Below are 4541 nucleotides of genomic sequence, written 5' to 3' on the forward strand. Positions count from 1 at the left end.
CAACGACTTTGGGTGCCGTGTCGATCTTGACCCGACCCTGCGTGGCTTTCTCCACTTCGGCAATCCACGGCTCCACCACCTCCATGCGCATGGCCTGCCCCGGTGGCAGCCAATTGGAGTATTTGAGGACGGTCGTCTGCGCCACGGCGGGTGCGGCGAAGGCACTGGCAAAAACGATGGCTGCGATGAGCCTGGGGAAGGAAATGCGCATGCTTGTCTCCTGGGTTGAGTTGGCGTGAGAACGAACAACAGTTGGCAAGTCATATAATAGTCCGACGGGACGGTTTAATAAATAGATCAAGCTAAAAAATGCCTAGGGATTTCCCGTAGCTGCTGCAGAAACCGCACATTCCTTGTGCCTTCGCCTGACGACATAAACGACTTATGAGACGGTTTTAATGGTGCTCAATCGAAAAAACGCCGTGGGATCCACCGCCAGCAACCGACTGGCGCTGGTCGTGGCATTGGTCTTGATGCTGCTCTGGGGCAGCAACTACAGCGTGCAAAAAGCCGTGATGGCCCAGATCGGGCCCAGCGCGATGGTCTTCGTCCGTTACCTCATCACGCCGGCTTGCGCCATTGCCTTGCTGCTGTGGCAATTTGGGCTGCGCTGGCCCCGGCTGGAGCGGCGTGACTGGTTGGGCCTGGCAGGCTTGGCCGCGCTGGGCCACATTGCGCACGTGAACGTGATGACGCAGGCGATGCACCTGTCCACACCGTTTTCAAGCGCCCTCATCTCTGCGCTTGGCCCCATGTTCACGCTCTTGTTGGTGCGCGTGCTGCACAGCCAGCGCCTGGCCCGCATCCAGGTGGCGGGACTGGCGCTGGCCATGGCGGGCCTGCTCGTGTTTCTTTCGGACAAGCTCGCGCTTGTGCGCACACAGGGCCTGGGCGACCTTCTGCTCTTGTTGGCTGCCTTGCTTTTTTCGGCCCACACCGTAGCGGCCACACGGCTGCTCAACCGCCACGGCGTCACTCTGGTCATGGCTTACAGCACTCTGCTGGCAATGGCGCCGATGCTGCTCATCAACGCGCCTCAGGCCCGCCTGGTCCCATGGGCCAGCCTGCCGGCGTCCATCTGGTGGGCCTTGCTCTGGTCGTTGGCGGTGGCTTCGTTCGCCGGCTGGTTGGCGTGGGGTTGGCTCAACGACCATGTGGGCGTACCGCGCACCGCGCCGCTGCTCTACCTGCTGCCGCCGGTGGCGGGCTTGATCTCGTGGATGGCGCTGGGGGAATCCTTCACCCACCTCAAGATTGTCGGCGCACTGATGGCCGGTATCGGCGTGGCCGCCACGCAATTCGGGACCCTTCCCGCCCGCAAGCGGGAACCGTTGCCACCCGAAACGCCCACCTAGCGTGATCGTTGCAGATCAGCGGTAACCAGGCGGGTGGTCGCCGCCATCGAATCCGTTGAGGAACAGCTCGGTCAGCCGGTCGGCCAGCTCTTGCGATGTCATGCCACCCTCCTTGCGGTACCAGCTCGCCGTCGAGATCATCGAGCCGTAGAGGAACAAGGCGTACGACGCGCGCTCCCGGCGCCGCCGCATGAGGTTGGGGTTGATTTCGTTGAGAATCTCCACCACGAAGTCCAGCGCTCGGGCCTGTGCCAGTTTGATCTCCTGCTGCTGCAGGGCTGGCAGGAACTTGAGGTCGTTGGTCAGCACCATGTGCTCGTTGCGCTTGTCGGTGGCACGTTTCACCATGGCCCGCACCAGCAGCGTCAACCGCTCCTTCGTCGTCCCCGGACCGTGGGCAATCGCGTCCAGCTCGCGCACCGCGCTCCCGATGTGCTCACTGATGATCACATACAGCAGGTCTTCCTTGCTGGGAAAGTAGTGGTAAAGCGCCGACTTCGACGTGTTGCATGCCGCCGCAATGTCCTGCAGGCGGGCGCTTTCGAAGCTCGCACTGGCAAACAAGACGGCGGCCTCTTCGAGAATCTTCTGACGTTTGTCGTCGTGGTTGCTTGCAAGCGATCTGGCCATCGTGTTCCGCTCAGGTTTTGAGCTGGCTATTCTGACGCAACTAGCGCGCGACCACCCCTCGATCACACATCGACCCATATTGGGCTTGGGTCACACCCAGCAGCTCTGACAGCACCTCACCCGTGTGTTGCCCCAACACCGGTGCGGCAGCCGCCGGTATCCTCGCCGCTCCCGAGAAGTTCAGCGGCAGGCCTGCCGCCAGATGCGCACCCACGCCAGGTTGATCAATCGTCCTGAACATCGGGTTGGCCGGTGAACAGGCTTCGTCCTGCGTCACCAACTGCGTGAGGGTCTGGTACTTGCCCCAACAGGCGCCCTGCTTCGTCAGCGCCGCGGCGGCTTGTGCGAAGGTGTGGCGGGCCATCCAGCCTGCCACCATCACGCCGAGTTCCTTGCGCGCCTTGAAGCGGTCGCCTTCCAGATTCAAATCCAGGCCCAGGCGTTCGCCCAGTGCCTGCACCGCTTCGCGCAAGCCCATGACCTCGCAGATGGCTTGCCATTGTTTCAGCGTCAGACCGACGACGATCACGCGCTCGCCGTCTGAAGTCGTGAAGTCGCGACCGAAAGCGCCGAAAAGCTCGTTGCCGTGGCGCTCGCGTTGCTGGCCCAACTGCGCCTCGGCAATGAGCCCCAGGTGGCTCACGGCGGCAAGGGCCACGTCTTCGAGCGGGAGCTTCACATGCTGACCTTGGCCCGTTCTGAAGCGGTGGCGTTCGGCGGCCAGCAACCCCACCGCGGCCATCTGGCCGGTGACAAGGTCCCAGGCCGGGAGCACATGATTGACGGCTTCGTTGGCGCTCGCGCCGCGTTCGTCACCCGTGATGTACGGGATGCCGACGCGCGAGTTGATGGTGTAGTCCACCGCCGAGCCACCGTGCCGGTCGCCCTGCACGGTGAGTTGGATGAGGTCTTCGCGCTGCTCCTTGAGTTTGTCGTGGTCCAGCCAGCCGCGCGCGGGAAAGTTGGTCAGCAGAATGCCCGCGTCCTTGCCCGGCGCCGTGATGAGGGCCATGGCCATCTCCCGGCCCTCGGGCTTGCCGAGGTCGAGCGCAACAGACCGCTTCGACTTGTTCAAACCACACCAGAACAAACTGGTGTTGTTGGCGGTGACCGGCCACCGCCGGTAATCCAGCCCCCCGCCCAGGGTGTCGATGCGAATCACGTCTGCGCCCATTTGGGCCAGCGTCATGCCGCCCAGGGGCGCCGCGACGAAGGCAGCCGCCTCGATCACGCGCATGCCCGACAGCACACCCGATGGATGCAAGGTGTCGCTCATCAGGCCACCGCCTTCTCTTTGGACACAGGCGTTGCAGCCAGCGCACCGTCCAGCAAGCTGCGGCCAATGACCTTCAGCGCCAGCGTTTCCTCTGCACCTTCAAAAATCGAGAGCACGCGTGCGTCGACAAAGTATCGGCTCACCGCACTCTCTTCCGCGTAGCCCATGCCGCCATGCAGCTGCAGCGCTTCGCGGGTGACCATCTCGGCCGAGCGGCAAGCCAGCAGTTTGACCAGGCTGGCCTCCATGCGGCCACCACCGGCGTTGAGCTGTTCGGCGATGGCGTAGGCCAGCGTGCGGCAGGCGGCGAGTCGCGCGGCCATGCGGGCCAGCTTGCCCAGCGTGAGCGCGTAGTTCTGCAGCGGCGCACCGAACACCTTGCGGTCGGCCGTGTAGCGCATCGTGGCGCGAAGCGCCGCGCGCATCACACCGCAGGCGCGGGCAGAGGTCTGCATGCGACCTCCCACCATACCGGCCATGGTGAAGTAGAAGCCTTTCCCCAGGCCACCCGCACCACCGATCACGTTTTCGTCGGGAACCAGGAAGTTGTCGAACGACAGATCAAACGAATGCATGCCCCGGTAGCCGATGGTGGGAATGGCCTTGCCGCTCAGGCGTCCACCGCCGGGTTGCTGGAAGTCGAAAGCGTGGCCGTCGTACGAGGGCTTCTCCACCAGCAGCACGCTCAAACCCCGGTGACCCGCTGCGCGGTCCGGGTCGGTGCGTGTGACCACCATCAACACGCCCGCCTTGCCGGCGAAAGTACACCAGGTCTTGGCGCCGTTGAGCAGCCAGCCGCCTTCGGTGCGCGTGCCCTTGAGCGCGAGACTCGCCACGTCCGAACCGTAGTCCGGTTCGGTGATGGCGATCGCACACAGCGGATCGCCCGCCGCGATGCGCGGCAGCCATTGGGCTTTCTGTTCGTCGGTGCCACCGCTCATGAGCGCCCGGCTCAAAATCTCGGGCCGGGTGATCAGGCTGCCGGCGGCGGCCAGGGAGGCTTCTGACAAGGCCTCGGTGACCACCACCATCATGGTGGCGTCCTCGCCCTCGTTCGGCCCGGTGCCGCCATGCGACTCGGGGATCGACAAGCCGAACACGCCCATGTCGCGCATGGGTTGCAGCAGCGATTCGGGCACGGTCTCGTCGTGCCGGTGAATCGCTTCCGCCTGCGGTGCCACCACGTCGGCAGCAAAGCGGCGGAACGCGTCCTGCGCCATGACGACCGATTGGTCGAGCGACACGCTGCCCAGCTCCACCCCATCACCAGCGGCGACCAG

4 protein-coding genes and 1 pseudogene are annotated in these 4541 nt (G+C 64.3%); 1 reads left to right on the forward strand and 4 read right to left on the reverse strand.

The features are described 5' to 3' along the window. Window positions 1-211, reverse strand: a pseudogene (locus ABYB95_RS17555) (ABC transporter substrate-binding protein); the annotation flags it as partial. 211 nt (window positions 212-422) lie between these two features. Between ABYB95_RS17555 and ABYB95_RS17560 the strand changes: the two are divergent. Further along, window positions 423-1355, forward strand: a complete 933-nt coding sequence (locus tag ABYB95_RS17560) for a DMT family transporter (RefSeq protein WP_372659855.1) — start codon at window positions 423-425, stop codon at window positions 1353-1355. 15 nt (window positions 1356-1370) lie between these two features. Here ABYB95_RS17560 and ABYB95_RS17565 read toward each other — a convergent pair whose 3' ends face one another. The 3 genes from ABYB95_RS17565 to ABYB95_RS17575 form a co-directional block, all read right to left on the reverse strand. Further along, on the reverse strand, window positions 1371-1985 hold the full coding sequence (locus tag ABYB95_RS17565) for a TetR/AcrR family transcriptional regulator (RefSeq protein WP_372659857.1): 615 nt from the start codon (window positions 1983-1985) through the stop codon (window positions 1371-1373). Between the two features lie 40 nt (window positions 1986-2025). Continuing rightward, window positions 2026-3261 carry a CoA transferase gene (locus tag ABYB95_RS17570; protein ID WP_372659859.1) on the reverse strand — a complete coding sequence of 412 codons (1236 nt, stop codon included), beginning with the start codon at window positions 3259-3261 and terminating at the stop codon, window positions 2026-2028. Next, a partial coding sequence (locus tag ABYB95_RS17575; RefSeq protein WP_372659861.1) for an acyl-CoA dehydrogenase family protein occupies window positions 3261-4541 on the reverse strand: 1281 nt, incomplete at its 5' end. The genes ABYB95_RS17575 and ABYB95_RS17570, both read right to left, overlap by 1 nt.

The organism is Hydrogenophaga sp., from assembly GCF_041633695.1.
In the GTDB taxonomy this organism is placed as follows: Bacteria; Pseudomonadota; Gammaproteobacteria; order Burkholderiales; family Burkholderiaceae_C; genus Hydrogenophaga.

What these genes read in the sequence shown, in the direction of transcription:
- ABYB95_RS17565 (WP_372659857.1), bottom strand. Translation starts at nt 1,985, where the DNA reads ATGGCCAGATCGCTTGCAAGCAACCACGACGACAAACGTCAGAAGATT.
- ABYB95_RS17570 (WP_372659859.1), bottom strand. Translation starts at nt 3,261, where the DNA reads ATGAGCGACACCTTGCATCCATCGGGTGTGCTGTCGGGCATGCGCGTG.